This is a genomic window from Vibrio sp. TMPB1044 (genome assembly GCF_030442075.1).
GTDB classification, from domain to species: Bacteria; Pseudomonadota; Gammaproteobacteria; order Enterobacterales; family Vibrionaceae; genus Vibrio; species Vibrio satsumensis.
This window is the reverse complement of sequence record NZ_JAUJED010000019.1, coordinates 299094-323462: the sequence shown is the minus strand read 5'-3', so window position 1 is coordinate 323462 and position 24369 is coordinate 299094. Positions and strand designations below refer to the sequence as shown.

Below are 24369 nucleotides of genomic sequence, written 5' to 3'. Positions count from 1 at the left end.
CAATTTAATAGATAGTGAATAATACGGAATGTTATGACCTTTAACCCCCTAGCACTAAGTAGCCTGATACTTGTTTCTACGACGACCCACGCCGTCAGCTTTATCGATGAAATTGATGGCCAACTCGATATGGGAGAATACCTCGCAGAAAATGCCTATGGTTTTCTTCCTGTCCCAATTCTCATTACAGAGCCTGCGGTAGGATATGGTGGCGGCTTCACCGGCATCTTCATGCACGAATCTGACGAACAAAAAAACACGCGTAAACAACTCGCCGAAAAATCCATCGATGGCGGCGCGCAGCTTCTTACCCCTGCAATCACTGCGGTTGGCGGTTTTGCAACAGAGAATGGCACTTGGATGGCGTTTGTTGGTCACAAGCGCAGTTGGAAGGAAGATTCAATACGCTACCTTGGTGGCTTAGGTTATGGCGATATCAACATGACCTTCTATCGACAAAGCTCATCGAATGCTCTGCTTCCACTCGATCCAAACGAAGGTGTTGAGCTAGGACTCAAGGGCATGGGCGGGATACAGAAACTCCAATTTAGAGTACCCGACTCCCAATGGTTACTGGGGTTTTCTCAGCAGTTTTTTGCACCCACTCTTTCACTTAATAACCACCCCAAAGCACAAGAAATCTTAAACAACATTGGCAACACGTCACCGACCTCTTCCGGTTTGGGTCTAATCGCCGAATACGACAGCAAGAACAGCTTCTTGAATCCGACGCAAGGCTACAACTATGTCGCGGAATACCTTTGGTTTGGTGATGCGATTGGCAGTGACTACACCTACCAAACGTTTAATGTGGAAGGGCTGAACTATTGGGAGTTAAACAAGGAGTGGAACCTAGCATTGCGAGGACAGTACAAATCATTGTCGACCAATGAACGAGTGCTTTCTCCTCAATATTACCCAGACATTGAACTGAGAGGTATCGCCCGTAATCGTTATCAAGGTGAACACACGGTCGCGGCAGAAGTTCAAGTAAGCAAACAATGGACACGACGTTGGTCAACCGCGGTGTTTACGGGAATTGGCTATGCGGGTAGCAGTAATCAAGACATGTTTGATCAAAGCTCTCACGCGGCTTACGGCGTCGGGTTCCGTTACCTTATCGCAAGACGCTATGGTCTTATTTCAGGCATTGATATTGCGTTCAGTGAAGAAGATACCGCCCTCTACTTCCAAGTCGGTGCGGGTATCTAATTCATTACGCAGTGCTTACCCGATAAATCAAAGCGATAAACCAAAGCAGTAACGATGAGACAAAGCGCTCCGGTCACAATAATTACTTGAATGCTTTCCAATATTGGTAAAGCCCATTGATATCTGAAGAACACATCAACGACATTGCGCCTTTGATCTGTTCTTCGCTCCACGCCCACCATTTCATTGCTAGTAACTGAGCGATTTCAGTTTCATTGAAACGATAACGGATGTGACGCGCTGGGTTTGAACCAACAATCGAGTATGGTGCGACGTCTTTAGTCACAACCGCTCGACTTGCGATGATGGCTCCATCACCGACCTTAACACCACTCATGATCATGGCTTCTGTGCCAATCCAAACATCGTTACCAATCACGGTATCACCAGAGCGTTCAAAGCCGTCTATCGCACCTTCAAACTTCTCGTCGTCTTGATAGAAGAATGGGAAGGTACTCACCCACTGGTTTTGGTGACCTTGGTTGCCCGCCATCATAAACACGGCGCCAGAGCCAATCGAGCAATAGCTGCCAATGATCAGTTTATCGATGTCTGATCTATCCGGTAATAGGTAACGCGCACAGTCATCAAAGCTGTGGTTATGGTAGTAACCCGAGTAATAGCTGTGCTCGCCCACAATAATGTTTGGGTTGGTCACTTGTTCTTTGAGTGACTTACCAACAAACGGACTTTCAAAATAGTTTTTCATGTTTGTACTCTTAGTTTCGTTCTTTTAGTTAGGTACTTTTGTTGCGTGTTGATGGTTGTAACTGGTTTACCTTAATTTGAAGACCAATACGCCCTATCGACCGCCAGCAATATCAATAAACGAGCCGGTTACATACGAAGCTTCATCAGATAATAACCAAGCGATAGAGTTCGCTACTTCTTCTGGTGTGCCACCTCGTTGTAATGGTAGCTGCGAAGCTAGTCTGTCTACGCGATCTGGCTCTCCGCCGTCTGCATGCATCTCAGTATAAATACAACCTGGCCTTACGCCATTCACTCGGATATTGCGTGAAGCCAATTCAAGCGATAAGCCTTTGGTTAGTGAATCCATCGCACCTTTCGATGCTGCGTAATCCACATACTCAAACGGTGCGCCTGTGCGAGAAGCGGCAGACGATACATTCACAATCGAACCTGCACCATCAGCTTGTTTGATAAAGGCTTTACTGCACAGAAAGCAGCTTGATACGTTGGACTTCATCACCTTTTCAAAGCGATCCAATTCGATGTCAACTAATGGTGACTGGGTAAACAAAATCCCGGCATTATTGACCAAGTGGGTCACTGGGCCTAGCTTGTTACGAGCAATCTCGAATAAGGATTTCACATCCGATTCAACAGACACATCCGCACGCACGCTTATCGCGGTTCCGCCCTGCTCACGAATCTCATTCACTAGGTCTTCAGCTCGCGACTCATTGTGTATGAAGTTAACGCATACGGCATAGCCTTTAGTGGCCAACAATCTAGACGTCGCTGCGCCAATGCCTCGGCTTCCGCCGGTTACAATCACTACCTTGCTCAATGAAACCTCCTAATACTTACTTATTCGATGCAACCTGATTATTCGATATAAGCTGATTGCTCGATACTACCTTAACCCACTGCGATCGCCACGCCGGCGCTTCAAATGGGTCTGGCCAAAACTCAGTTTGCTTTTGAATTAAACCATCAACGACCGTGTGAAAGGTGATCACTCGGTCTTTCAATACACTGTCTGTAACTGAAACGTCCGTTACTACGGTATCACCTTCACAGACAATCGAATTGAGCGTGAACTCCCAAACACCATTGGCTGGGTATTCAGAGTTGATTGCCGTGAAGTTGGCACGCCCTACCGTCAATTCAGACGACTGGGGCCAATAGCCTTCAAAATCTGCGGCTAGCCATTCACTTGCCTTTGCAAAATCATTACTGCGCATTGCATCCCAAAATCCTAATACCACTTGTTTTGGTGTCATCACTCTTCCTTAAAGTCATTCACGTTTGGTGATTTTTAAGTTTACTGCTTCGTTATGCATACTTAGCTTTCTATGCGTACTTACTAATGATCGTTAAAAGATCATCGACACTGTTCGCAATGTAATCGGGCTTGGTTTGCCAATTTTCAGGCTCAGATCGGCTATAACCTGCGGCCACGGCAATCACTTTTGTGCTCTTACCCAGTGCAGATTCAATGTTACGAGCAAATTGTGTGTCCGCTTCATGGTCACCGATATACATCAAACAAAGCTCATTAGCTTGTTCTGCTCCAAATATGTTCTCAACACATTTCACACCACCAAACGGGTGTGGTTTTTGGTTGCCATTAGAGACATCGTCATAACCCACTACCGATTTAAACAAATCGCCAATGCCATAACTGTCGAGCACGGCGCGAATGTTCAATTGAGAGTTTTGAGAGCAGATTCCATGAGGAAGATGAGCAAACTGATTGACCACCGTTTCCATGCCGTCAAACAAAGCTACGGCTGTTTGGTTTTTCTCTTGATGCTCTGCCCACATTCCACCAGCGATCAACATTTCGTCATGGGATAAGCCGTAGTAGTCGACATATAAGGCTTGCCAGTTTTTAGCGCCGTGGTTGGCTTCATGATAAAGCGCTTCGCTGAGCAGATATTTAGGTAAGTTATCACCTGACAAGTGTGGTGCGACCAAAGAGATAATGTCTTTTGTGATTGCAATATTTTTGGGAACAGAATTGACTAAGGTTCCATCGTAATCCCACAGGATGGCATCTAACTTCATACACTATCTCTTTGTTTAAATTGACGATTTGAATTTATCACTCAAAACCCTATTGAGGGAAACCTTATTGTCTTAAATTTCAAAATTTGTCTAATAGGAACAGAGCTAGAGAACAAATCGTTGCTAGAAAACAAAAACCAAACAGCCTTTGCTCACATCACTGCTTTATCAATTGCAATATATGCGTATAATCCCCGCTCCATTGCGCTATCGCCGTTAAAAATAGCGCCATTCAACATTTTTAATGAGTACCCAATGTCGAAACTATTTTTCAAAGGCCGTATCGAAACAAGACAGAACCACGTTCTTGCTGGCTACAACGTAAACCGCGATGTAAAAGCGGGTACTGAAGAATCTCCAATCGCAGTAATGGTTCAAACTGAAGCGCGCAAAGCAGAAGTTGAAGCACTAGCCGCTGAAAATACTATCTTCGTTACCGTTACAGTCGACGCAGACAAAGAAGAGAACACCATCGAGCTTGATACTCTACTAAACAAGCCAAAAACGATGACGTTTGAAAAGACCCCTAACCGTAACGACCCGTGTTCTTGCGGTAGCGGTAAGAAATACAAGAAGTGTTGTGCATAAGGCTTCTTACTCAAACTGCCAATAGCACGATGAGTTAAGCAATACCTAACGGGAAGATCATTGGGGTCTTCCCGTTTTTATTTGTGTAAACCAAACTCAGTCTAGGTTGTCTGGTGTACTTAAATTGGTTCCACACTTTATACATTTATAGTCACCGTTTCCGCCACTTGAAGCTAGCGACGATAAAATCATTCCAAGTAACCCTGGCTTCTTTTCATGTTGTGGCGCTTTTTCGGATTGGTTACTGAACATAGTGTACTTGTGCAGAGTCAGTTCTTTGCAGTTACAACAGAACGCTCTTGTTTGTTCGCTTCCATACATAATATCTATCGCCTTTGCCAATCACAAAAATCCAACGCATGGTAAATATGCCACACGTTGAACTAAATCGATACATTTTATAAAGTTGCTCGCAAGTCGAAATGCTCAAGTGTGATCTTGGTTTTCTACTTATTAACCAACGTGTTGGCGCACAAAGTTGTTTAGCTCAGTTACGCTTGTGATGATGTGTACCTCTTTATCTTTGGCTCGTAATTCTAAGCGTTCTCTGAAGTCTTCATTCCAAAATTTAGGGCACAGTTTTAGTGTCTTGTAACTTTGTATCGTCCCTTTCACAACTGAACTGCCTTCAGGCCAACCTTCTGGTTTCACAAACAAGCCTTTCAACATACGTTTGGTCACAAACCAATAACTCATCGGATAAGGAAGATCGATATAAACCAAAGTATCTGCCGCGTCTAAGCGCTTGTTAAACGAGTCTAGCGGGCCAAAGCCATCGATGATCCAGCTGTCGGAACGCAGTATGCTCTCGTGTGCTTGTTCAAACTCAGCACTGTCAACGAACTCACCATTCGCCTTGTAAACGATGGAGTCTAGCTGGTGAAGCTCTAAGCCAGTCGCAGTTGCGAGTGCCTTACTTACGGTAGATTTGCCACTACCAGGCTTACCAAATACCGCTACTTTCTTCATCTAACTTCCTTCTTTGAGATAAAACCCATAAGGCAGATACGAAAAACCCACCTCACGGGTGGGTTCGATAAATAAAACGCATCCAAAAACCCATCATTCCTAAGGAATGATGATAATTCGTTGGTTAGATGGCGCTAAATTCAGTTTCATATAACTACTTTTATATATTGTTGTTTAGTTGTCAACACACTGACTAGTAAGCAATATCATCGTCATATTGCACCCATTAGTAAGCTTAATGAGTACTTATTGGACTTTGCTATTTCGCTTTCGCCACTGTCGCTTCTGAAAGCTTGCTTAGTACACCCGATATCTTCTTAACCACTTCGTCACAGCCATTGATTGCGTGACGCTCTACCAAGTAATTAGGATCGTTGTAAGATAGCCATACTTCTTTATTAGAATCCTCAGTGACTAATATCTTCTGCGGTAAATCTATCGCGACATCTTGAGCGCATTGCATTAATGGTGTCCCTACTTTTGGATTACCGAAAATAATAACCTCGGTTGGTCTAAGTTCGAGATCAACGTTACTCGCGTTTTTCTGATGGTCAATTCTCGCAAACAATGTCAGGCCTTTGCTTTTGGCGATTTCTTCAAAGCGGTCAGCAGTCTCTTTCACTGAATAATTACTCTGGTATTTAATCAAACCATCAGAAGCCGCAACTGAAAAGGATGCCGAAAGTAAAATGGCGCATAGTGCTAGTAATTTTTTCATCATCACCTCTGAGATTTAACCTAGTAAAGCTTACATTCATAGCGCCACTTATAGAGGAAGCGACGTAACCAACCTCAGTATAGACATGTTCCCATTCTCAGTTTGCAGAGAGGATCACTTTTCTAATGCGTCTTATTATCGCTATGTGTTCTTATTTTATCTCCGAGCAGCTCTACTTGAGTAATCCCTGCTCCGCAGCCCCTTCAAGTTGCACTTCTAGCTCTTTCCATAGAGCACGACTGCCTTTAGAAATGCGCTCACCGTTAAAAGTCATTACCTTATCTTTGGATATGTTGTGCTTCTTCCAGCTATGACCACCACCATGGATGTTATGAAGTAAAGGGGGCACTCTATCAATCGCTTTACCAAATCGAGCTTCTGGTGACTCTCCCGCTTCGAATTCAAGCCATAGTTCTAAATACTCGGTTCTTAAATGGTTAGGTAATGACTTAAGCAAGCGCTCAACGCAGTTTCTCTCTTTGAGTTTGTTTTCTTCGGTCTCACTGGCGTAAATGATCGTGTCGCCTGCGTCGATTTCCCCTAGGTCATGAATCAAAAGCATCTTCATCACTCGTATAATATCGATTTCTTCGTTGGCATAGTCTTTCAACATAAGCGCGCTTAAACAGACGTGCCAACTGTGCTCAGCCGAATTTTCATATCGATCCAATCCAACCGGTTTTGTTTGTCGATAAACATCCTTTAGCTTTTCGATTTCAGCCATGAATTGAAGAATGCCTTTAATGTCTTCCACGATGGTCTTCCTTGAGTTGATGAGTTTAGATAGGTAAATGGTTAGCGCAATCAGCCAGAGTCATTAACCCCATTGAACCGCCATTTTGTAATAAGAGACACCCGATTTTTCGAATTCACTTCCCTCAATCGCCATCCCAAACCTTCGATAAAAACCTAGAGCAGAGGTTCGAGCGTCACACCAAAATCTACCTGTTAGCCATTGGATGCTCAGGGTTTAACTGAAGCAGATCCCACAAGTTACCGTAGAGGTCTTCAAACACAGCAACGGTACCATAGTCTTGCTCTTTAGGCTCTCGGACAAAGTTAATGCCCAAAGACGTCATACGTTCGTAATCACGCCAGAAATCATCGGTGTTTAAGAATAAAAATACGCGTCCACCAGCTTGGTTACCGATAAAATCAAGTTGCTCTGGCTTGGAAGCTCTAGCAAGCAACAGGCTCACACCAGTTGAGTTTGGTGGAGCAACAACAACCCAGCGCTTATCTTCTTCCGGTAGATAGGTGTCTTCGATGAGATCAAACTTAAGCTTGGTAACATAAAAATCGAGGGCTTCGTCATAGTCTTTTACGACCAGCGCAATATGGACAATATTCTGTTTCATAACATACCTTGTTGGGGTTTTAACTCAGTGGAAACTGTTTCATGTTACTAAGCAATTCGCCCACACATGATAAATTGCGGACCTGCTGCGCCACCTAAATACTGTTCATTAGTATCTTCGAAGCCACCTTTCTTATAACAGTGAAATGCTGCGGGATTTTTGCAATTCACAGTTAAGTAAATCGACTCATACGCTGAGTAATTCACTTTTAAATATGGAAACAAAGCTTTGACCGTGCCAGTTCCTAAACCTTTACCTTGCTGGTCTTTATCAAGCACAAAAGTTCTTAACCCAATGCTTCCTTCAGGGCAAAATTCATAGTGCTCCGCGTAAGCGATATCCAGCTTAAAGAAACCAACAACTTCGTTATCAAACTTAATCACATGTAAGTGCGTAGTTTCACTGCCGTCTAATAAAAACTCTGCTGCTGTGCCAGCGAACTTGACCTGTTCATCGGCTAATTGGATGGCCTGAACTAACGCCACATGTGACTCTTCAAGCCTTTCGATAGTTATCATTTTTCTTTCCTCTATATAACACGCACAAAAACCGACTAGAGCTCATCGCTAGTATCTCGAGAACCGTAGTTTGGGAAGTTGATATTAAGAACGTTATCGTCCTCAAGTGTGAATAGAACACTTCCATTCTCTGCGCCAGTTTCGTTCCTATCCGAACAACCTAGAAACAGCTCCCAGTCAAACGAATATTGAAGTCGGTATTGATTCGCATTGATGTGTAGAACGTCTTTGATTTTAATACCGTTCACCACATGTGCCATATCATCGATGTATGACAGATCAGGGATTAACTTTTCTTCGAAATCACTCTTATGCTCGGTTAAGAAATTGAGCAGTTCAGAACATAACTCGGAGCCATGAACCGATGGTTTAGACAGACTAGAAAACAACATTTCTAAATACTCCAAGGATTGTTTTGATATTGGAGTGTACTCGAATGTTTACCACTCTACTCTCCTTGTATATACGGGGTCTTTAATTGCTACTTTTTGACGAGCGACTTGGTAAGAAACGATAGCGAGGAATCTACAGGGTAATTTTCTAACACCATCTGACATTCATACCCTCGTTTCTCATAGAAAGGCTTCGCTTGGAAACTTAATGTATCGACCAGTGACAACGTACAGCCTTGAGACTGTGCGTACTCTTCAATACGTTCAAGCAGCTCACTGCCGACTTGCTTTCCTCTCATCGAATCATCGACCCAGAGGAACTTAATCAGTAACCAGTTTCCCCAAAGGTCAGCGATAATGCCACCGACTTTGTTGCCTTCCTCCATCGCGTAGTACGCAGCTTGAGACTTGGGGATCCCTTCCAGAAACGGTGTGTTGTGTTTGATTAATCCACCTCTGACTTCATTAATGTCGTCATCAGAAGGCTCGATATCTAATTTATATTTCATTGACTTCCTACCTTTGGATTAACAGCTTATATCTAACTAATATCTTGGCAGAACCTAAAGAGATAACCGTCTGGGGTTTGAACAATGAATTGCTTCTGAGTCGCGATCGAGTCTCCACATTGATAAGACTTCGACTCTAACGCTAAGTAAATAGAATCAGCGCCGCTTTCGTTTACTCTCTGATAAAGAAGTTCGATGTCGATAACATCCCATTGAAAGTTAACACCACGCCCTAAAGGTAACTCCAGATCACCCGATAGCCATTTTCGACTTTTGCCCGCAATCCCTTCAAGCATCACATCAACACCATCAAGCGTTAGATACACAAACTCCTCATCTGGGCGCTCATATTTCACTTCAAACCCTAACACATCGACAAAGAAGTATTTGCTCACATTAATATCGAAACAATAAAGCTCTGGAACTATTCGTAACGTCATCATTGATCCTTTAGTCATTCAATTAGAGATATGAGAAGAATCTGTTTTACTAAGCTAGCTTCCCAAGGATGGCCGGATCGCTCAACAGATTCGTCAGAGGAAGAAACAATGGCTCAGGTAACTCATTTAGCTTAAACCATTTCCATTGCTTGCATTTATCAGGTTCTGTTATCTGCGGTTCGCCGCTAGCGTCAGAAGCAACAACAAACAGCGTTATATAATGCTTGTTCTCTTTCTCAAAAATATCATTGGTGAAAGACAGCTTCTCAAATGTACTAACAACTAAGCCAGTCTCTTCGAGTGTTTCGCGTTTTGCACACTCTTCAATGCTCTCACCCCATTCAAGGTGTCCGCCCGGGGTTGCCCAAGTATGAGCCCCATGAGAACCAATTCGTTCTCCAAGTAGCACTCGTCCTTCACGTAGAATAACCGCAGCGACACCTACTCTTACTTCCTGACTCACTTAAAACTCCTTAATACTCTATCGTTTAATCCCAAGGGAGCACTTTGACTTGCTGCCATCGAGCCTTATAACCAGCGGTCATTTTGTTATAGTTCACTTCTGTCATTGCTCGCTTATTCGGTTTAATCAACATATCAAACGCGTCCTCTACACCGTATGGTGTAAACAACTTGATATCTCCTGAATCATCCAGAGTAAACCCGATAGCAAACGCAGAAAGCCAAGACTCGATACCTTGTTCAACACAATCGTAGGGGTGAATTAAGCAACCGAACTTCTTAGCGTAACGCTCGTGAATGGTCGCTTGGTTCTTTACGTCCACGTCGACACAATGACTTAACCGTGAACGAATGCGGATTTTGAACTCATCTTCAGTAATGACTGAGGCATTATTGAAATAGACTACATCGAAGTCTTTAACTTGCTCTAGAAGCGGTTTGTTTTCGATATCATTCCAGACCATTTGAGTGATAGCGCCGCCTGCAATATAGAAGTTTGGCAAACCCACTCCACGACATACATTGGCTGTTTCAATTAACTCAGGAACTTGTTGAATGAGGTTCTTTAGTTTTTGTTTATTCATCGTGAACTATCAACGTCCAGTAATGGCGCACTTTTACAAGCGTATCGCCACTTCCCATATCGAATGAGATCTTTAGCGTCTCAGTTTCAATATGAAGTGACAGCCCAGTGCTTACTCTCCACTTTCAAAGTGGGCAAATACTTCCGCACCAGTCATATTTTGTGTTTCATTTTTAAATTCGTAGTATTCAGGCTTTTCATCGATGAATATCTGATGTGTTAGCTTGTAGTCATCCTCTGACATCAATAACCCGATAGGAAGGTGGAACTGATTATTTGGTACCAAATAGTAGAACAAATGAGTGCCACATTTGCCGCAGAAGCCTCTTTCCGCCCAATCTGATGACTTATATCTCACTACATTTGATTCACCTGATATTTTAACTGAATCAGCACAATCAATGACTAACATCGGACCGCCAGACCAATTTCTACACATACTACAATGACAAGCCCCTAATTCATTACTGGCGTATTCTACTTCCAACTCAACCGAGCCACATAGACACTTTCCTTTACCTTTCATGAGTCCTCCAATCTTTGCAATGTGTGTAAAATTAATAGCGGATAACGCTTTTTATACCGATGACTTAATAAGAAAGGCTATTTTTTGTTTCCCTTCTCCGACAGATACGCGGCATACTTTTTAGAGATCCATTTATGTATATGAAGCCCTGTTTTACGAACAAGATACCAATCTATAGCAGCTAGAATCACCAGACCGATTACAGTTCCCATTATAAAACCTCCATGCTCATTGAACTGTCACTCTACCAAATTGTTCAAGCCATTGCATAACAATGGCTTATGTCACAGCTAATTTCAGGCGTGTCAAAATTGCTTACTTTAGTTCATCTGGAATGCGGCGTTCTTTGTGATAATACTCTCGGTCGCGTTCGTTGATTTCGCGTACCACACGGCATGGATTACCGACTGCTACTACATTGGCTGGGATGTCTTTAGTGACAATGCTGCCCGCACCTATTACTGAGTTTTCACCGATGGTGACGCCAGGAAGTACAACCGTGTGCGCACCAAGCCATACGTTGTTGCCGATGCGAACAGGAACATTGAACTGCGCGGCTTTTAGCCTGAGTTCCGGGCTGATAGGATGCGTGCCAGTGGCAATGGTCACGTTAGGCGCAATCATCACGTTATCGCCGATGAATACGTCTGTGTCGTCAACAAGAGTGAGGTTGAAGTTCACGTATACGTTGTTGCCTAGGTGCGTGTGACGCCCCCAGTTCGCATGTAACGGTGGTTCTATGTAGCAGCCCTCACCGACTTCGGCGAACAGCTGCTTCATGATTTGTTGGCGTTTGTCACCTTCACTCGGGCGAGTGTGGTTGAAATCGTAAAGCACTTCTAAGCATTGTGTTTGCTCAGCGACCAGATCAACGTCGTCACAATAGTAAACGTCTTGGCTGTGCATTTTAGCCTTTATATCCATGTTTGAACCTATTTGATCATTGCCTTATGTCGGCATAAATAAAGAAACAGATGGATAATTTGAAGTTTTCACTGGCCTTAATACAAGTTGGATGAATTAGTGCGGCCTGATGTTTTCAGCCACACGCCATAGCACACCACTTGGGTCAGTGATACAAAACTCAAGCATTCCCCAAGGCTGCTCAACTCGCTCGGAAACGGTAACTTCAAATTCCGGCACTACATTAGAGTTTTGGATGTGTTGATACCAACTTTTTACGTCTTCGACCAGCAAGTGCATCATGTAATTGTGACAGTGCGCAGGTTCATAAAAATTTTGTAGAAGGAATGCACAACTGCCGTGTCGCAGATAGGCGATGTCGTGAAATTCAGACATCACTTCAAAGCCAATTGATTGGTAAAATCGCTTAGATAGTTCGAAGTCTTTAGCGGGCACGAAAGACTTAATTTCTGTGACTTTTAGGTTTTCCATCCTGCATCCTCATCGTGTTGATGTTCTGGTAATAATAGGCTTATCGCATTAAGCGGTTAAAACGTTTATTCGGAGCCCTGCTGAAATGAGTCGACTTCGGCTTTGGTTAAATAACGCCACTGACCTGCTTCAACATCTAAACGCACATCACCAATCTGTTCACGGTGAAGACCAACAACTCGGTTACCTACCGCAGCAAACATTCGTTTCACTTGATGAAACTTGCCTTCAGTTATGGTCAACAGCACTTCTTTACTGGTAATCACTTCAAGCTCTGCCGGACGCGTCAGATTTTGTTCGCCCTGCAATTTAACGCCCGCTTTGAACTTGTCAGCGACATCATCTTTGATATCTCGTGACAATGTCACGCGGTATACCTTCTTACATGACTTGGTTGGCAGCGTGATATTGAATGACCATCGCCCATCATCGGTAATCAAAACTAAGCCTGTAGTGTCTGCATCTAAGCGCCCTGCGATGTGCAGTTCTGATGCTTTGTCTATCTCGATGTAGTTGAACAATGAAGGATAAACTTCATCGATATTAGAGCAGATAGTACCCGCAGGCTTGTGCATTAAGAGGTATCGAAATTCTCGCAACTTAAGCGGAGTGCCATTTAACAAGATGGTGTTGCTTTCATGAACCTGAGTCGATTCATCGGTAACCGTCTCGCTGTTTACGTCGACCTCACCATTTTGTATGCGTTCAATCGCTTCAGACTTGGTTAGGTCAGTGCTTTTACATAGGTATTTATCAAGGCGCATTAATCGTCGGCACCACATTTAGCACAAGGCTTGTACGTTCGTTCACCTTGTTCGATAACCACATAATCACCAACGCACTTGTCACATAAAGCGAGCTTTGGGTAAGCCTCTTTTTGTTTCTTTGCGTTGATGTTGCCTTCGGTGGTATATACGGTTCTCATTTTGACGCCTTTGTTTGAATAACGTGAGAGGCACAAATTGTATCACCATTTACAGGTTCGATTGGAGTGGTGGTGTATAGATAAATGGATTTTAGTCGCCGCAATTCCTCCAAGTTCCCGCCCCGTAATGACTTAACCATGAACAACAAAGTCAACGTGCCATGCCCAACAGTGGTAAAATGGTAAAAGATCACCAACTTATGAAGTCGATAATGAAAGATTGTAATCAATGTGGAAAATGCTGTATCAAATACGGCGATGGTGACCTTGCCGCGACTCAAGAAGAGATCGATTTGTGGGAGCTGTTCAACCCCGACATCTTTGAATATGTTCGCGGAAGCGAGATATGGTTTGACCCAGAAACTGGCGAACGTTTAACTCGATGCCCTTTTCTAGAGCTGGTTACGACAAAAGATACCAAGGCTCAAGCCAAGTACACATGTAGCATTTACTTAGATCGACCAGAAGATTGCCGACACTATCCAAGCCTGATTAATGAGATGGTGCGAGATGAATGTGAAATGATTGAAGTGGTGGACTTGCAAGACACGAAGAAAGCTCAAAGGAAACTCGACCTGTTGATGAAAGACAGTCGCCCTTCAAGCTATTCATAAGCGATGAGCTTTTGAAGATCCCTCTTCAGCATTAGCTAATAGTAGCTAAAACCTTAGGCCAAATACTGGTTCGCTTCTAACCAATCAAGCGCAACCAGTGCTGCCAATGAGCATACCGCTCTGTCATTACCATCAACAAACTTAAGTTCTTCGATTTCAGCATCCGGAGACAGTTCTCCAGTATAATCAGCAAGGTAGCAAGTCAATTGCACCGATACGCCTTCCGCTTTTCCATCAGCTTGGCCTGTAAAGGTCTCAACGTATTTGATTGAATCCGGCACTAAATCGACTGAGATCTCTTCTTTGATTTCGCGAACCAGTGCTTGCTCATCACTTTCGCCAGCTTCACGTTTACCACCCGGTAGATAGAACAGTTCTTTGCCTTTTGATCTCACCATCAACAACTTGCCATCTTTAATGAATATCCAAGCGAGCTTATCAATTACCTTATTCATGTCGTTAGACCTTATTTCTGTTTTGGTTCTCGTTATTACTGAGTCTGATCGCTCTATTGCTCAAGACCAAACAAAGCCTATGTATGTTACACGCTGGAATGAATATACTCTATTGAATCGAATAGGAAATATCATAGCCAAAACGAAAAATGACAGCCTAAGAGACGATACTCGTCAACTGTCATTGGCGTTGTTTACTGATTACCCAGTAGTTGTCCGAAAAAGAGTATCAGTCGACCAACCACTTAAGCGCAGAGTCATGGCCTTCGAATGACTTAATCTCACCAGACACAAACCAGCTGCCTACTTTTGAAGCCAATTCTTGCCAGCTTTTATCACCATAAATCGCAATTTTGTCTATCTTCGAATTGAGCTCTAATCCCAATGTGAAATCATCCCAAGCAGCACGCAACTCCCAGCCCGTTAAGGTGGAGATGTCGACCAGCATCTTAAGTTTAGATGAATCGAGTTCTTCTAACGTAGTACTTAGAATTGGCATCATTGCTTGATAGTCATCGTGTGTGAGTTTGCCTTTCGCTTTAAACACAACGATGGTTTCACCGCTAACACGTTCAATTCCAACTGATATTCCGTGACGTTCGATACTCATAACCTAGCCCTCATAGTGGAAACTAGAGTTAGCTTAGAGGATTAAACAACAAAGAGATGAGAGGTCGGCGTCAAAACAGACAAGCGCTTGATCTGGGCTTAATATCAGAGAATTAATTGTGTTTTTTCAACAGTTCGCTTAGAGATTGAACTTGAATGATGCTCGGATGCTCGGACTTGAACTCAACTCCTTCCGCGTTCAACCACACCGCTTGCAAACCCGCTTCAAGTGCTGGGTAAATGTCTTTCTCTAAAGTGTCACCTACCATGGTGATATCTTGTGGTGCAACACCGAGTTTGGAAATGATGGCAGGATAGAACCCTGACTCGAACTTAGAAAAGCCAATGCTCGACTTACAAAAGTAACCCAAAATATATTGAGACAGGCCTGCACGCTCAAAGGCTCGAATGATGTCCTGTTTACTGGAGTCGCCTGCGTTGGTGGCAACATAAACTTGATGAGTTTTCGACAATTCCGCTAATAATGCACGAGCACCACTCACTTCTTGTACGGTTTCCCAGTCACACATCTTCCCTTGTGCGTCTGGGAAATCAACCATCAGCGTATTGCCCCAGTCGAATAAGACTATTTCTGTTAATTCGATTAGCTTTTTCATCTTGCCTCCTGCATACGATGAGTTACCTAGCGTTTAAGTGATCCTATAAAAATTTCTCGATAAGGATTTCGTCAAAGTACTGATCGCCAATCTTACCGTGTTTCTTAGCCGTTCCGACGATGTCAAAACCTTGCTTAAGATAAACCGCTAAAGCACGCTCGTTGTCTGCTCGTACATAGGCAAACAGCTTTTCATAACCTTTGGCTTCTGCCGCTTTGAATGTGTAATCAAACAACTGTTTTGCAACGCCCTGTCCACGGCTATTAGCATCAACATAAGTACCAATAATACCAACATGGTCAAAGGCCTTAGTGTAAGTAGCGAATGGTTCTACATTCTGAAAACCAAGCAGCTGGCTTGTCGTCTCGTTGACTGCAACGCTAAATACACCACGTTCTGGGAACGACTCAATGAATGCCTTTTCTTCATCAACAGTAAAAGTCTGATCCAAGATCGTATAACGCGCTTCGATAATGATTGGATTCAATACATCAATAATGCCTTGTGCATCTTCTACCGCGACTTCTCTGATTGTTAAGCTCATATTTCTCTACCCTTTTATTGCTTTGGGCAGATTCTATCGCTATATGCCATCCTTTTGATAGGACAGAATGTTGTCGAAGGCGATATCAAAGTAGAGTTCGTAGCTATTTTGTTCAACATAGCCCAAATATGGAGTCGCAGTGACGTTTGCTAAGGACAATACCGGTTCGGTGTCTAGTTATCTTGCTTTAGTCAAAGACACCTAAAGTGCCGAGCCTTGCGATTCAATAATACACTCACGGTTACTGTATTATTGATAAACCACTTTGAAACGCTCAAGTACGAGTAACATGTCTTCAGTTGGTGCAATTTTGAGCTCTTCACATTCACGTGAGAAGAAGTTCCAGTGCGCATCTCTCCACCATTCTAGTGTTTTATCACCCTCGCCTTCTGCGGCAGCAAACTCAGCGGTCACTTCGTTGTATTTGCACAGCGACACCGAGGTTACCTCGACAAGGCAAACTGGTTTGCCATCCCAATCGGTGACGACTTGCAAATGTCCAACGACAGGCATAACTTCTCCTTCATGGCTGTACCAATGTTCAAGGCTGCAAGATGCCTGTTTTTCACCTTTGAGAATTAACTGGGCACATAGGTTGGCGTTGTATTCGTCAGCACAGTAATAGTCGGAACTAAAAGAGGTGTATTGCGAAGCAATGTCCGCTGGTAATGTGTTGAGGTAGCTATCGAGATAAGCTTTGCTTCTTTCTTCCATGATGTGTCCATTTTCAATATTCGTTTCAGCCAGAAGCGCTACATATTGAGCACCTGACTGCATTGCGCGTAACCTATCAAGGAGTGTAAACGGTGTAAATCAAGTAACGATTAAAGTGTGTACTAAGAGTGTAGATTTAATGCAGGATTGTTAGATCAAAAAAAGAGCTAAAAACACCTTCAAGCAGTGCTTTTAACTCTTTGTATTTTATTGTGGATTAACCAATTAACGGTTTAAGAAGTCGACTGCTTTGTCTGGGAAATCAGTAAACACCCCGTCGACTTTCACTTGGTTATAAAACACATCCAACATGCCATCGAAGTTATCGACATAACCTGGAATTCGGCCTGGATCAGCGCGGAACGTGTACGGATGAACATCTAAGCCTGCATCTTTGGCAGATTTCATTAATGGTTTAATGATGATGTTATCTTTGGTCGATGCATCGTCCACCAGCATTGGCTTCCAAGGGCCTACTCCTTCCGCATAAGTCGCAACTTTTTCCATACCACCCGCTTCAAACATCCAGTCATAACTGTATGGCGTTGCTTTATCGCCCTTGTAAGTCATGGTTTCGTTCCAGTCTGTATAGGCCATCAACTGAACGAGCTTAAGATCCATCTCCATCGCCGGCATGAGTTCATCATTTATGCGCTGAAGTTCATTAGCATCGAAACACTGTAAATACACTTTGTCATCTTTCGATAGGTAACCATATTGCTGTAATGTGGCTAGTACCGCTTTAGATATGTCTTTGCCTTCATGGCGATGGAACCAAGGTGCTTTAATTTCAGGATAGATACCTACGTCATAACCTAAGGTCTTATTTAACCCTTGGATCAGTTCGATTTCTTCTGCAAAGGTAGCGACACGGAAATCAGACTGCCACATTGGGAAGCGCGTTGGGTACCCTGCCACTCTGTTACCTTGTTCATCTAGGTTAAAGCCTTCGGTCACTTTCAGAGATTTGATCTCTGCAAGCGTAAAATCAATTGCGTAGAAGCGACCGTCTGCACGAGCGCGTGTTGGAAAGCGGTCAGCGACATCTGTTACTCGATCTAGATAGTGATCATGTAACACCACCAATTGGTCGTCTTTGGTCATCACGACATCTTGTTCGATGTAATCGGGTTTCATCGCATAAGCCAGCGCTTTGGCGGGTAATGTGTGTTCAGGTAAATAACCAGAAGCACCGCGATGAGCAATCACTAAAGGCTCAGCGAACGCTTGTGCAGATAAGCTTAGTGATAATAAGGTCAGAGACAGTGACGTTGTTTTCATTATTGTTTCCCTTGATAAAACAGAAGCAGGATAGACCTGCCTCTGTTGTTATTTATAGATGTAATTCAGTAAACACACTACTGAGCTAGCGCTTCTTTCTCTCGTTCGAGATCTTTTTGTTTATGGTGCGCACGCTCACCTAAGAAGGCATAAAGCAGACAGATTATTGAAGCCACACAAGCGCCGACCAAAATAATGAAACCACCATCCCAGCCGTAATGGTCAACCATAAAGCCAAGTATTGCGTTGGCAGCAACCGCGCCACCTAAGTAACCAAATAGACCTGTTAGGCCAGCCGCTGTACCCGCCGCTTTCTTAGGCGCAAGTTCCAGTGCATACAAACCGATCAGCATTACAGGGCCATAAATAAGGAAGCCAATTGCAATCAGTGCCAACATATCAACCGTTGGGTTACCCGCTGGGTTCAACCAGTACACCAACACTGCGACAGTCACGAGAACCATGAACAGGATCCCTGCTGGTGCGCGTCGGCCCTTAAACAACTTATCTGAGATCCAACCACACAATAGCGTGCCCGGAATACCTGCCCACTCGTATAAGAAGTAAGCCCAAGATGATTTATCTACAGAGAAGTCTTTCGCTTCTTTTAGATAAACAGGAGCCCAATCAAGTACACCATAACGAATCAGGTAAACGAACGCGTTTGCGATAGCGATTGACCACAACAGCTTGTTATTAAAGACATACTTAAAGAAGATCTCTTTTGCTGTCATCTCAGTTTCGTGAGACTTGTCGTAATCATCTGGGTAGTCATTTTTATGCTCTTCAATTGGAGGTAGACCACAAGACTGAGGCGTATCTCTTACTGTGAACCAAACAAAAATAGCAACGAGAGTGGCAAAAAATGCAGGAACATAAAAAGCGGTTCGCCAATCGTCATTGAAAGCCCATAGACCCAACAGGAACATTGGACCAATTAATCCACCGCCCACGTTGTGAGCAACGTTCCATACTGACACTATCTCGCCACGCTCTTTACGTGACCACCAGTGCACCATGGTTCGTCCACAAGCCGGCCAGCCCATACCTTGGAACCAACCATTCAAGAACAACAGAATAAACATCGCAGTAATGCTGCCTGTAGCCCATGGCATAAAGCCAAAGCAGAACATCACTAGCGCCGACATTAACAAGCCACCGCTGAGGAAATAACGAGGGTTAGAACGGTCAGAAACACTGCCCATTAAGAACTTAGATAAGCCGTAAGCGATAGAAACCGCCGCTAATGCAACCCCTAGTTCTCCGCGGCTAAAACCTTGTTCAATGAGATAAGGCATCGCCAAACTAAAGTTTTTTCGGACTAAGTAGTACCCCGCATAGCCAACGAAGATGCCGAGAAACAGCTGCCATCGTAGTCGTGTGTAGGTGCTATCGATCTTATCTGATGACAAGCGATCGATATGCGCCATAGGTTTGAATATTCCAAACATAGGAACCTCATAATTATTGGGCGAAGGAAGAATTAAAATGCTCGAACGAAAAAATTTAGCGCTCATTCGAAATCAAGGGAATTGTATGTGCTTCAGGATTAATTTCTGTGATAGAGGTAGTCATTAACAAAAAATAACTTTAAATACAGCATATTAGTTTCATTTAATTAGACTACGCTTCATATTTTGTTTGTGTTGCCCTTCAGTGAAGAGTGCGCTTGTACAGAAAACTATCTTTCGAGTGAGCGAATATCGAACTATTAAAATGAGGACATGCAATTAAGTTAAATAATTGTAAATGCAACCAACCTCTTTACACCCAAATTAATATGAACTTATGGGTTGGACATCGCCACCAGCAATGCATATGACCAGTAATATATAGCCAGTGGTGATGTTTTGTATTTCTTTCCGTTTATTTATCGAATTACCAAAGTTGTTTATTGTACATCTCAAGCGATGCAGCAATGTCTATACACAAGACGTGAACCCGTCACCTAGTAGTGAGGTTAGTCAGTGAGCATCTTACGAATTCAATAAACGATAGGAAATATCATGAACAAATCATTTATCGCACTCATTCTTACTGCGGTTTTAGCAGGCTGTTCATCTAGTGGTGATTCTGGACCAGCACAACCTCAATTTGATGGCGACTATGGTTTCGAAAATATCGATCCAGATTTTGGTAACGGCGACCCATCTTTTGACGGTGATAATGGTTATGACAACGCAGACCCAACGTACGGCAACCCAAAAAATATTGCCGACAGAATTGATGAAGCTGATTTAGGTTTTATTCATATCCCTGAGTTGGGAGACATTCCTTTCTTTAACCGAGACGACAGCGATGCACATGTCTCAAGCGTTAAAGAACGTTCTGATGATCACGAAACTCTGTACAGCATCTACGTAAATGACAAGCGAGTTGGTGAAATCATCATTCGTGAAGGCAATGTGGAAATCAGCTCTGGTGACAAGGTGATCTCTGGCCAAAAAGATTCCATCACTTATGCCGATGATGATTACACCTTTTGGACGGTTCGAGGTACCAACGGCAATGTAGTTGGTGACTTTAAGCGTCTCGACGATGGTGTTTGGGTGTTCCGTGAAGAGATGGACCGTGAGACCTTTGTGGTTAAGTATCACGACGGCCAGTGGAACTTCATCCCTGTCGCAGATATTAAGAACAAAGTTAAAGAAAATTTACCTTCGCAAGCAGAGGTCACCAAAGTGCGAACAAAAATGCAGGTTAACAAGCTACGTACTTTGAAGTAACGCTTTTCACCATTCCCATATCAAATAGGCATCCTCTAATCCAAGAGGATGCCGTTCAAAAACATCTACAAATAACACACTAATTAAAAGCTCAAGGAAGATCCGGACTAGGTTACTAATCTACTGGCGTTCAATACTTTGAATTCGCCAATATTTTATATACATAAGCGAGAGATCCAATGACCATCAAAAAGCTTCCTCTTCTGACATTAGCCGCTGCCTTGCTGTTCACTATGTCTAACGCACAAGCCTATGAACAAAACCAAGAAGAAACTGCTATTACATTTGGTCTATCGGCTGAACGTGGGTGGAGAGATTGGTCTGCTTCTTACATCAAATATCGCGGCCCGGGCAGCTTAGGTTATGGCATTGAGTTTACCCGATCAGCTTATAACGAAGATGAAGACTCGTACGAATACAAACAACGCGACACCGAATATCAGTTTCACGCCCCTATTGGAATCACCGAAAACTTGTACATCACACCAGGTTACGGGATTAAGCGTACCCATACGGACGTAACTTTAGATAGCCGCGAGTTCTCTGATAGCTCAACCAAACAAGTTGGTGGCTTAGATGCAACCTACATTATGGACAGTGGCTTTGTTGTGACCGCAGGTTTCGATAAAGCAGAAGGTGAAGACTTGGAGTTCTCAATTGGTGCAGGTATCGCTTGGTAAAGGTAATAACCCAATGGATTTGAAAAACAAAAAGGGTCTAGATTTCTCTAGACCCTTTTAGGTAATAACACTTGGTCACTTAATGTTGACTGATTAGACAAACATTAGCTAATTACATGAAGTATTAACTAGCCACACGAAGTGATTATGCGTCGATGTAAAAAGCTTCTACAGTGCCTTTTAGAGTAATAAGCATTGGCTGACCAAAACGATCTAGCGCTTTTGGAGAAGGGATCTTAACCCAACCTTCGCTGATGCAGTATTCTTCAACATCAGTACGCTCTTTACCATTTAGACGAATGCCGATTGGGTATTCGAAACACTCAGCAACGTGGTGTGGGCTGCGTGGGTTACCTGCAAGATGATCTGGTAAAGCTGGTCTTGAATTAGTATCGCTCATGTTCATTACCTGTATGTACGTAAATAAAAAAAGTGCGTCATTCTAGTCAATATAGGCTTTGTGCTCAACAACTGCTGCAATAAATCGTATTGATAGGTCTAATCAACAGCTAGTTGTTTGATTTAAAGGCAATATCGGCATGAGTTTCAACGAAAATTTAACAGTTTTATGCGTTATGGATGAAAGGGAGAGCTTCATTACTCGAACGGCAGATAACCTAATATCAGGCTTTTATTCCGAGCTTATCGATTAAGCTCAATACTCATCACTTTATGGTTAGGTTCTGATTCGATATCGACGACTGACCAACCTAGCCTTGGTTTATATCAGTGCAGATAAAGCTACTCTTCTTCTTCGTAACTGTCTGCTGGGTCTTCATTGATTTCTTCGCCACAGCCTAAGCACTCCGCTTGCAAATCCGTTGGCATGACAATAATCAAACCACAATGCGGGCAAAGATCACCTTGTTGAAACATCCTGTATTCCTTCTACTTCATGGCTATTGCTTAGGATACTTTTGCTTACTCGCTTCTAACCAATCATGAATAACTTGGCGAGCGGACTCCGATGGCGGAGCATTTCGCTTTCCGCAGATTTGATCAATTTCAAACGGAAATACTTTGCTCGGAACGCGGCGTAAACCTATGGTTAAACGCTGAGGTTTAAGCATGCGGAACACCACATAACGATCGCTCATGATTCGGTTGTGATACACGCCAATACAGTGCTTCTGCTCTATGCCTTCGTGTTCAAGGTCGTAATAATCCGTGAGCGGGTGAATGTTGCCATTACCGAGTAAAGGAACTGGATAAGGGATGTCTTTATCCATTGGGCGATTCCCCTCCAAACGACGTAATTGTCGTTGCTCCGTCCAGCGATCATGGAGTTGTTCAAACATAGCAAAAGAGTTCTGACTGGTAATGGCTCGCAGTGGGTCATCCATCTCCAAATCTTGCCCTAGCAATATCGCATCTTGGAACATCGCCATCTTCGACGGTGCATTAAGTCTGCCCTCTTCCACCATTGCAATTCCTAATCGACTGCCGGTTAGAAATGGATGAACTTGGTCCAAACGCAGGGCTGTGTATCCAACTTTTGAGTAATGCTTGAATTTAAGAACCCGTCTTTGCAACGGTTCGAGAATACGAACAATGTGGTCAAGCTCATCACCAACATTGTAATGCAATTCTAGCTTGTCGATGAATTTGAGTGTCGCTTTGCTACTGTCTAAGCCCAACTTGGCAAGGATCTTCTTCTGCCCTAAGCGACTTAGTGCCAATGCTTTCTTGTTGTCGACGCTGTATTTCATGCAGATAAGAGCCAAAATAACAGGCCTTAGTTCAAGTAGCTGTGCAGCTTCGTAAGTGTTCGCAGCTAACCACAACATTTGGTATTGATATTCAGGAAAGTCATCGGTGATTTCACGATAACGCGCAGGCAACGAATCTAGCCAACGACCATTCACATCAAACTGCTCAACGAGGTTTAGGCTAAGTCCAATCCCCCCATCAAGCGGTCGTCTACCATCTTCGAACACATGAAAGCCGACGAGCTTTTGAGACCAATCTAGGATCTCAATATCGTAGTCAAAACCTAATGTTCGAGTGGGAATGGTTAGTAGTGCTGTCATTGATGCCTCTTCGTTATTGGCGCATTGAACTATCAAGCCTATCTAAAAGCATAAGCTAACGCTTCAACAACTATATCAACCTTTTGTAAATTTCTTATCAATCAAAGCGATATAAATACGATGGTCCTTAGAAGAACATTGAATGATGATTTTACGCAATATGAGATCTCTTCGATATCATTTGTGTTAACACAAACTATGCTTATTACATAACTCACAACAAGAGGCTTTAATTATGGATTACCGACATATTCTGGTCGCACTTGAATTGTCTGACGACACCAAGATTCTCATTGATAGAGCGACCTTCTTCGCTGATAAACTGGAGGCTGGCATTTCATTTGTTTATATCGATGGAACGCATGGGGAAATTTATCCTGAACTCGTTGATATTCAAGGAAATGACGGTGATTTACCCATCAATGAAGATGCCGTTAAGCATTTGAAAGAGTTTGAGGCCTACGCTAAACACCCAATCAAACACATTTTCGTGGGTACCGGCGATTTGAACGATAAGCTCAAAAATGTCATCGAAGCAAACGGCATCGACCTATTGCTATGTGGTCACCACCATGATTTCTGGCATAAGCTCATATCCCATTCTAAACAAATCATCGATACGTCTCCTATCGATATTCTCGTTGTTCCTATGGAATAGCTGCTGCAGCTCGATTCCTAAAATCATCATGCATTGCCAACCTCTATCGGTATTATTGGTTGGCTTGATACCCCCTTATCCCTGCTATT

General features: G+C 43.2%; 36 protein-coding genes and 2 pseudogenes. 6 read left to right on the top strand and 32 right to left on the bottom strand.

Annotated elements, in window-relative coordinates:
* Nucleotides 1–33: 33 nt before the first annotated feature.
* The gene (locus tag QQ041_RS13425; protein ID WP_285954188.1) at nucleotides 34–1212 is read left to right on the top strand and encodes a BamA/TamA family outer membrane protein; all 1179 of its coding nucleotides are present in this window, start codon (nucleotides 34–36) and stop codon (nucleotides 1210–1212) included.
* A gap of 82 nt (nucleotides 1213–1294) precedes the next feature.
* Here the strand turns inward: QQ041_RS13425 and catB are convergent, their stop codons facing one another.
* From catB to QQ041_RS13405, 4 genes are all read right to left on the bottom strand, one after another.
* On the bottom strand, nucleotides 1295–1921 hold the full coding sequence (gene catB, locus QQ041_RS13420) for a type B chloramphenicol O-acetyltransferase (RefSeq protein ID WP_146491518.1): 627 nt from the start codon (nucleotides 1919–1921) through the stop codon (nucleotides 1295–1297).
* 93 nt (nucleotides 1922–2014) lie between these two features.
* Entirely contained in the window at nucleotides 2015–2746 is a 732-nt protein-coding gene (locus tag QQ041_RS13415) for a glucose 1-dehydrogenase (protein ID WP_146491517.1), read from the bottom strand.
* Nucleotides 2747–2762: 16 nt separating this feature from the next.
* Nucleotides 2763–3182: a nuclear transport factor 2 family protein gene (locus QQ041_RS13410; protein WP_146491516.1), complete on the bottom strand. Its 420-nt coding sequence runs from the start codon at nucleotides 3180–3182 to the stop codon at nucleotides 2763–2765.
* A gap of 70 nt (nucleotides 3183–3252) precedes the next feature.
* On the bottom strand, nucleotides 3253–3969 hold the full coding sequence (locus QQ041_RS13405) for an HAD family hydrolase (RefSeq protein ID WP_285954187.1): 717 nt from the start codon (nucleotides 3967–3969) through the stop codon (nucleotides 3253–3255).
* Nucleotides 3970–4224: 255 nt separating this feature from the next.
* Between QQ041_RS13405 and QQ041_RS13400 the strand changes: the two genes are divergently transcribed.
* A complete protein-coding gene (locus QQ041_RS13400; protein WP_017068336.1) occupies nucleotides 4225–4557 on the top strand; it encodes a PBPRA1643 family SWIM/SEC-C metal-binding motif protein in 333 nt (110 codons plus the stop codon).
* Nucleotides 4558–4653: 96 nt separating this feature from the next.
* Here the strand turns inward: QQ041_RS13400 and QQ041_RS13395 are convergent, their stop codons facing one another.
* The 16 genes from QQ041_RS13395 to QQ041_RS13320 form a co-directional block, all read right to left on the bottom strand.
* Nucleotides 4654–4878, bottom strand: coding sequence for a hypothetical protein (locus QQ041_RS13395; protein ID WP_285954186.1), 225 nt, complete (start codon nucleotides 4876–4878; stop codon nucleotides 4654–4656).
* A 132-nt stretch (nucleotides 4879–5010) separates the two neighbouring features.
* Nucleotides 5011–5526 carry an adenylate kinase gene (locus QQ041_RS13390; protein ID WP_285954185.1) on the bottom strand — a complete coding sequence of 172 codons (516 nt, stop codon included), beginning with the start codon at nucleotides 5524–5526 and terminating at the stop codon, nucleotides 5011–5013.
* A 259-nt stretch (nucleotides 5527–5785) separates the two neighbouring features.
* Nucleotides 5786–6244, bottom strand: a complete 459-nt coding sequence (locus tag QQ041_RS13385) for a DUF302 domain-containing protein (protein ID WP_285954184.1) — start codon at nucleotides 6242–6244, stop codon at nucleotides 5786–5788.
* Between the two features lie 172 nt (nucleotides 6245–6416).
* Nucleotides 6417–6998 (bottom strand): HD domain-containing protein, encoded by a 582-nt coding sequence (locus QQ041_RS13380; protein ID WP_285954183.1) that lies wholly within the window; start codon nucleotides 6996–6998, stop codon nucleotides 6417–6419.
* Nucleotides 6999–7185: 187 nt separating this feature from the next.
* On the bottom strand, nucleotides 7186–7602 hold the full coding sequence (locus QQ041_RS13375) for a VOC family protein (protein WP_285954182.1): 417 nt from the start codon (nucleotides 7600–7602) through the stop codon (nucleotides 7186–7188).
* Between the two features lie 47 nt (nucleotides 7603–7649).
* Nucleotides 7650–8120 carry a GNAT family N-acetyltransferase gene (locus QQ041_RS13370; protein ID WP_285954181.1) on the bottom strand — a complete coding sequence of 157 codons (471 nt, stop codon included), beginning with the start codon at nucleotides 8118–8120 and terminating at the stop codon, nucleotides 7650–7652.
* 35 nt (nucleotides 8121–8155) lie between these two features.
* Nucleotides 8156–8512, bottom strand: a complete 357-nt coding sequence (locus QQ041_RS13365) for a hypothetical protein (RefSeq protein WP_285954180.1) — start codon at nucleotides 8510–8512, stop codon at nucleotides 8156–8158.
* An 89-nt stretch (nucleotides 8513–8601) separates the two neighbouring features.
* The gene (locus QQ041_RS13360) at nucleotides 8602–9021 is read right to left on the bottom strand and encodes a GNAT family N-acetyltransferase (RefSeq protein ID WP_146491508.1); all 420 of its coding nucleotides are present in this window, start codon (nucleotides 9019–9021) and stop codon (nucleotides 8602–8604) included.
* A 32-nt stretch (nucleotides 9022–9053) separates the two neighbouring features.
* Nucleotides 9054–9461, bottom strand: a complete 408-nt coding sequence (locus QQ041_RS13355) for a VOC family protein (RefSeq protein ID WP_285954179.1) — start codon at nucleotides 9459–9461, stop codon at nucleotides 9054–9056.
* Nucleotides 9462–9510: 49 nt separating this feature from the next.
* On the bottom strand, nucleotides 9511–9924 hold the full coding sequence (locus QQ041_RS13350; RefSeq protein WP_146491506.1) for an NUDIX hydrolase: 414 nt from the start codon (nucleotides 9922–9924) through the stop codon (nucleotides 9511–9513).
* A gap of 25 nt (nucleotides 9925–9949) precedes the next feature.
* On the bottom strand, nucleotides 9950–10507 hold the full coding sequence (locus tag QQ041_RS13345) for a nucleotidyltransferase family protein (RefSeq protein ID WP_285954178.1): 558 nt from the start codon (nucleotides 10505–10507) through the stop codon (nucleotides 9950–9952).
* Nucleotides 10508–10618: 111 nt separating this feature from the next.
* The gene (locus QQ041_RS13340) at nucleotides 10619–11032 is read right to left on the bottom strand and encodes a GFA family protein (protein WP_285954177.1); all 414 of its coding nucleotides are present in this window, start codon (nucleotides 11030–11032) and stop codon (nucleotides 10619–10621) included.
* 315 nt (nucleotides 11033–11347) lie between these two features.
* Nucleotides 11348–11956, bottom strand: a complete 609-nt coding sequence (locus QQ041_RS13335) for a sugar O-acetyltransferase (RefSeq protein WP_146491503.1) — start codon at nucleotides 11954–11956, stop codon at nucleotides 11348–11350.
* Between the two features lie 96 nt (nucleotides 11957–12052).
* Nucleotides 12053–12427: a VOC family protein gene (locus QQ041_RS13330; RefSeq protein ID WP_285954176.1), complete on the bottom strand. Its 375-nt coding sequence runs from the start codon at nucleotides 12425–12427 to the stop codon at nucleotides 12053–12055.
* 65 nt (nucleotides 12428–12492) lie between these two features.
* The gene (locus tag QQ041_RS13325) at nucleotides 12493–13209 is read right to left on the bottom strand and encodes a pseudouridine synthase (RefSeq protein WP_285954175.1); all 717 of its coding nucleotides are present in this window, start codon (nucleotides 13207–13209) and stop codon (nucleotides 12493–12495) included.
* Nucleotides 13191–13352 carry a hypothetical protein gene (locus tag QQ041_RS13320; protein ID WP_017059212.1) on the bottom strand — a complete coding sequence of 54 codons (162 nt, stop codon included), beginning with the start codon at nucleotides 13350–13352 and terminating at the stop codon, nucleotides 13191–13193. The genes QQ041_RS13325 and QQ041_RS13320 overlap by 19 nt, the downstream gene beginning before the upstream one ends.
* 212 nt (nucleotides 13353–13564) lie before the next feature.
* On the opposite strand from QQ041_RS13320, the gene QQ041_RS13315 reads away from it, so the two are divergent.
* On the top strand, nucleotides 13565–13966 hold the full coding sequence (locus tag QQ041_RS13315; protein WP_146491500.1) for a YkgJ family cysteine cluster protein: 402 nt from the start codon (nucleotides 13565–13567) through the stop codon (nucleotides 13964–13966).
* A 53-nt stretch (nucleotides 13967–14019) separates the two neighbouring features.
* Here the strand turns inward: QQ041_RS13315 and QQ041_RS13310 are convergent, their stop codons facing one another.
* The 8 genes and pseudogenes from QQ041_RS13310 to glpT all read right to left on the bottom strand — a co-directional run bounded on the left by QQ041_RS13310 (nucleotide 14020) and on the right by glpT (nucleotide 19637).
* A complete protein-coding gene (locus QQ041_RS13310) occupies nucleotides 14020–14421 on the bottom strand; it encodes an NUDIX domain-containing protein (RefSeq protein WP_017097423.1) in 402 nt (133 codons plus the stop codon).
* Between the two features lie 229 nt (nucleotides 14422–14650).
* The gene (locus QQ041_RS13305; RefSeq protein ID WP_285954174.1) at nucleotides 14651–15031 is read right to left on the bottom strand and encodes an STAS/SEC14 domain-containing protein; all 381 of its coding nucleotides are present in this window, start codon (nucleotides 15029–15031) and stop codon (nucleotides 14651–14653) included.
* Nucleotides 15032–15143: 112 nt separating this feature from the next.
* Nucleotides 15144–15647, bottom strand: coding sequence for an HAD family hydrolase (locus QQ041_RS13300; protein ID WP_285954173.1), 504 nt, complete (start codon nucleotides 15645–15647; stop codon nucleotides 15144–15146).
* A 43-nt stretch (nucleotides 15648–15690) separates the two neighbouring features.
* The gene (locus QQ041_RS13295) at nucleotides 15691–16191 is read right to left on the bottom strand and encodes a GNAT family N-acetyltransferase (protein ID WP_285954172.1); all 501 of its coding nucleotides are present in this window, start codon (nucleotides 16189–16191) and stop codon (nucleotides 15691–15693) included.
* Nucleotides 16192–16230: 39 nt separating this feature from the next.
* Nucleotides 16231–16365 (bottom strand): annotated as a pseudogene (locus QQ041_RS13290) (D-2-hydroxyacid dehydrogenase family protein); the annotation flags it as partial.
* A 75-nt stretch (nucleotides 16366–16440) separates the two neighbouring features.
* Nucleotides 16441–16905 (bottom strand): ASCH domain-containing protein, encoded by a 465-nt coding sequence (locus QQ041_RS13285; protein ID WP_285954230.1) that lies wholly within the window; start codon nucleotides 16903–16905, stop codon nucleotides 16441–16443.
* Between the two features lie 225 nt (nucleotides 16906–17130).
* Nucleotides 17131–18186: a glycerophosphodiester phosphodiesterase gene (gene glpQ / locus QQ041_RS13280; RefSeq protein WP_285954171.1), complete on the bottom strand. Its 1056-nt coding sequence runs from the start codon at nucleotides 18184–18186 to the stop codon at nucleotides 17131–17133.
* Nucleotides 18187–18263: 77 nt separating this feature from the next.
* Complete coding sequence (gene glpT, locus QQ041_RS13275; RefSeq protein ID WP_146491495.1) at nucleotides 18264–19637, bottom strand: glycerol-3-phosphate transporter; 1374 nt, start codon at nucleotides 19635–19637, stop codon at nucleotides 18264–18266.
* A 555-nt stretch (nucleotides 19638–20192) separates the two neighbouring features.
* Between glpT and QQ041_RS13270 the strand changes: the two genes are divergently transcribed.
* Nucleotides 20193–20912: a hypothetical protein gene (locus QQ041_RS13270; RefSeq protein ID WP_285954170.1), complete on the top strand. Its 720-nt coding sequence runs from the start codon at nucleotides 20193–20195 to the stop codon at nucleotides 20910–20912.
* Nucleotides 20913–21091: 179 nt separating this feature from the next.
* On the top strand, nucleotides 21092–21592 hold the full coding sequence (locus QQ041_RS13265; protein WP_285954169.1) for a hypothetical protein: 501 nt from the start codon (nucleotides 21092–21094) through the stop codon (nucleotides 21590–21592).
* Between the two features lie 145 nt (nucleotides 21593–21737).
* Here the strand turns inward: QQ041_RS13265 and QQ041_RS13260 are convergent, their stop codons facing one another.
* The 4 genes and pseudogenes from QQ041_RS13260 to QQ041_RS13250 all read right to left on the bottom strand — a co-directional run bounded on the left by QQ041_RS13260 (nucleotide 21738) and on the right by QQ041_RS13250 (nucleotide 23622).
* A complete protein-coding gene (locus tag QQ041_RS13260) occupies nucleotides 21738–21992 on the bottom strand; it encodes a DUF3297 family protein (protein ID WP_017059204.1) in 255 nt (84 codons plus the stop codon).
* Between the two features lie 242 nt (nucleotides 21993–22234).
* Nucleotides 22235–22306 (bottom strand): annotated as a pseudogene (locus QQ041_RS24155) (GNAT family N-acetyltransferase); the annotation flags it as partial.
* A gap of 27 nt (nucleotides 22307–22333) precedes the next feature.
* A complete protein-coding gene (locus QQ041_RS13255; RefSeq protein WP_017107965.1) occupies nucleotides 22334–22468 on the bottom strand; it encodes a hypothetical protein in 135 nt (44 codons plus the stop codon).
* Between the two features lie 23 nt (nucleotides 22469–22491).
* A complete protein-coding gene (locus QQ041_RS13250; protein WP_146491494.1) occupies nucleotides 22492–23622 on the bottom strand; it encodes a PcfJ domain-containing protein in 1131 nt (376 codons plus the stop codon).
* A gap of 235 nt (nucleotides 23623–23857) precedes the next feature.
* Between QQ041_RS13250 and QQ041_RS13245 the strand changes: the two genes are divergently transcribed.
* Complete coding sequence (locus tag QQ041_RS13245) at nucleotides 23858–24280, top strand: universal stress protein (protein ID WP_285954168.1); 423 nt, start codon at nucleotides 23858–23860, stop codon at nucleotides 24278–24280.
* The last annotated feature ends 89 nt before the right edge of the window (nucleotides 24281–24369 follow it).

What these genes read in the sequence shown, in the direction of transcription:
- QQ041_RS13370 (WP_285954181.1), bottom strand. Translation starts at nt 8,120, where the DNA reads ATGATAACTATCGAAAGGCTTGAAGAGTCACATGTGGCGTTAGTTCAG.
- QQ041_RS13360 (WP_146491508.1), bottom strand. Translation starts at nt 9,021, where the DNA reads ATGAAATATAAATTAGATATCGAGCCTTCTGATGACGACATTAATGAA.
- QQ041_RS13365 (WP_285954180.1), bottom strand. Translation starts at nt 8,512, where the DNA reads ATGTTGTTTTCTAGTCTGTCTAAACCATCGGTTCATGGCTCCGAGTTA.
- QQ041_RS13260 (WP_017059204.1), bottom strand. Translation starts at nt 21,992, where the DNA reads ATGAGCGATACTAATTCAAGACCAGCTTTACCAGATCATCTTGCAGGT.
- QQ041_RS13320 (WP_017059212.1), bottom strand. Translation starts at nt 13,352, where the DNA reads ATGAGAACCGTATATACCACCGAAGGCAACATCAACGCAAAGAAACAA.
- QQ041_RS13345 (WP_285954178.1), bottom strand. Translation starts at nt 10,507, where the DNA reads ATGAATAAACAAAAACTAAAGAACCTCATTCAACAAGTTCCTGAGTTA.
- QQ041_RS13385 (WP_285954184.1), bottom strand. Translation starts at nt 6,244, where the DNA reads ATGAAAAAATTACTAGCACTATGCGCCATTTTACTTTCGGCATCCTTT.
- QQ041_RS13265 (WP_285954169.1), top strand. Translation starts at nt 21,092, where the DNA reads ATGACCATCAAAAAGCTTCCTCTTCTGACATTAGCCGCTGCCTTGCTG.
- QQ041_RS13390 (WP_285954185.1), bottom strand. Translation starts at nt 5,526, where the DNA reads ATGAAGAAAGTAGCGGTATTTGGTAAGCCTGGTAGTGGCAAATCTACC.
- QQ041_RS13310 (WP_017097423.1), bottom strand. Translation starts at nt 14,421, where the DNA reads ATGAATAAGGTAATTGATAAGCTCGCTTGGATATTCATTAAAGATGGC.
- QQ041_RS13405 (WP_285954187.1), bottom strand. Translation starts at nt 3,969, where the DNA reads ATGAAGTTAGATGCCATCCTGTGGGATTACGATGGAACCTTAGTCAAT.
- catB (WP_146491518.1), bottom strand. Translation starts at nt 1,921, where the DNA reads ATGAAAAACTATTTTGAAAGTCCGTTTGTTGGTAAGTCACTCAAAGAA.
- glpQ (WP_285954171.1), bottom strand. Translation starts at nt 18,186, where the DNA reads ATGAAAACAACGTCACTGTCTCTGACCTTATTATCACTAAGCTTATCT.
- QQ041_RS13295 (WP_285954172.1), bottom strand. Translation starts at nt 16,191, where the DNA reads ATGAGCTTAACAATCAGAGAAGTCGCGGTAGAAGATGCACAAGGCATT.
- QQ041_RS13335 (WP_146491503.1), bottom strand. Translation starts at nt 11,956, where the DNA reads ATGGATATAAAGGCTAAAATGCACAGCCAAGACGTTTACTATTGTGAC.
- QQ041_RS13250 (WP_146491494.1), bottom strand. Translation starts at nt 23,622, where the DNA reads ATGACAGCACTACTAACCATTCCCACTCGAACATTAGGTTTTGACTAC.
- QQ041_RS13355 (WP_285954179.1), bottom strand. Translation starts at nt 9,461, where the DNA reads ATGACGTTACGAATAGTTCCAGAGCTTTATTGTTTCGATATTAATGTG.
- QQ041_RS13305 (WP_285954174.1), bottom strand. Translation starts at nt 15,031, where the DNA reads ATGAGTATCGAACGTCACGGAATATCAGTTGGAATTGAACGTGTTAGC.
- QQ041_RS13315 (WP_146491500.1), top strand. Translation starts at nt 13,565, where the DNA reads ATGAAAGATTGTAATCAATGTGGAAAATGCTGTATCAAATACGGCGAT.
- QQ041_RS13395 (WP_285954186.1), bottom strand. Translation starts at nt 4,878, where the DNA reads ATGTATGGAAGCGAACAAACAAGAGCGTTCTGTTGTAACTGCAAAGAA.
- QQ041_RS13285 (WP_285954230.1), bottom strand. Translation starts at nt 16,905, where the DNA reads ATGGAAGAAAGAAGCAAAGCTTATCTCGATAGCTACCTCAACACATTA.
- QQ041_RS13270 (WP_285954170.1), top strand. Translation starts at nt 20,193, where the DNA reads ATGAACAAATCATTTATCGCACTCATTCTTACTGCGGTTTTAGCAGGC.
- QQ041_RS13330 (WP_285954176.1), bottom strand. Translation starts at nt 12,427, where the DNA reads ATGGAAAACCTAAAAGTCACAGAAATTAAGTCTTTCGTGCCCGCTAAA.
- QQ041_RS13425 (WP_285954188.1), top strand. Translation starts at nt 34, where the DNA reads ATGACCTTTAACCCCCTAGCACTAAGTAGCCTGATACTTGTTTCTACG.
- QQ041_RS13375 (WP_285954182.1), bottom strand. Translation starts at nt 7,602, where the DNA reads ATGAAACAGAATATTGTCCATATTGCGCTGGTCGTAAAAGACTATGAC.
- QQ041_RS13400 (WP_017068336.1), top strand. Translation starts at nt 4,225, where the DNA reads ATGTCGAAACTATTTTTCAAAGGCCGTATCGAAACAAGACAGAACCAC.
- glpT (WP_146491495.1), bottom strand. Translation starts at nt 19,637, where the DNA reads ATGTTTGGAATATTCAAACCTATGGCGCATATCGATCGCTTGTCATCA.
- QQ041_RS13255 (WP_017107965.1), bottom strand. Translation starts at nt 22,468, where the DNA reads ATGTTTCAACAAGGTGATCTTTGCCCGCATTGTGGTTTGATTATTGTC.
- QQ041_RS13340 (WP_285954177.1), bottom strand. Translation starts at nt 11,032, where the DNA reads ATGAAAGGTAAAGGAAAGTGTCTATGTGGCTCGGTTGAGTTGGAAGTA.
- QQ041_RS13300 (WP_285954173.1), bottom strand. Translation starts at nt 15,647, where the DNA reads ATGAAAAAGCTAATCGAATTAACAGAAATAGTCTTATTCGACTGGGGC.
- QQ041_RS13410 (WP_146491516.1), bottom strand. Translation starts at nt 3,182, where the DNA reads ATGACACCAAAACAAGTGGTATTAGGATTTTGGGATGCAATGCGCAGT.
- QQ041_RS13325 (WP_285954175.1), bottom strand. Translation starts at nt 13,209, where the DNA reads ATGTGGTGCCGACGATTAATGCGCCTTGATAAATACCTATGTAAAAGC.
- QQ041_RS13245 (WP_285954168.1), top strand. Translation starts at nt 23,858, where the DNA reads ATGGATTACCGACATATTCTGGTCGCACTTGAATTGTCTGACGACACC.